The sequence below is a fragment of the Aquipuribacter hungaricus genome, assembly GCF_037860755.1.
In the GTDB taxonomy this organism is placed as follows: Bacteria; Actinomycetota; Actinomycetes; order Actinomycetales; family JBBAYJ01; genus Aquipuribacter; species Aquipuribacter hungaricus.
On the sequence record NZ_JBBEOI010000547.1, the window covers coordinates 1 to 501 of the forward strand.

Genomic DNA, 501 nt, shown 5'->3' on the forward strand with positions numbered 1-501 from the left:
GGTCGCGGCGCGCGCCGGCCGTCGGCGTCGCCGCCCGCGCCCCAGCGGCCGGTGTCACGGGGGTCCTGCCGCCCGCCGGAGCCGGCGTCGAGCTGCTGGCGCAGGTCGTCGAGGGAGGTCCGGAGCGCCTCGCGGACGGTCTCGTCGCCGCCGGCGAGCTCCACCTGCACGCCCTGCGACGTCTGCTCGGCGGTGATCCGCACCGGGCCCAGGTCCTCGGGCGACAGGTGGACGACCAGGCGCGTGATCTCGCCCAGGCCGGCGGCCAGGACGCGGGCGCGGGTGGCGGCGGCCACGGCGTCCATCTGCTGCAGGGTGAACGGCCCGATGGACGCGGCGGGAGGTGCGGCCGGGGTGGTCGGCGCGCCGGTGGCGACCGGGGCGGCCGGGGCCTGCGCGGCGCCGGTGGTGCTCGTCGCGGTGCTGCTCGTCGTGGTGCCGCCCGTCGTGGTGCTGCCCGTCGTGGTGCCGGACGGGGCGGGGGCGCTGCCGCGGTCGTCG

The 501-nt window shown here is 80.4% G+C and carries 1 protein-coding gene; it reads right to left on the bottom strand.

Annotated features, from left to right (window positions below; translation table 11 throughout):
• A partial coding sequence (locus tag WCS02_RS21105; protein ID WP_340296261.1) for a flagellar hook-length control protein FliK occupies positions 1-305 on the bottom strand: 305 nt, incomplete at its 3' end.
• Between the last annotated feature and the right edge of the window lie 196 nt (positions 306-501).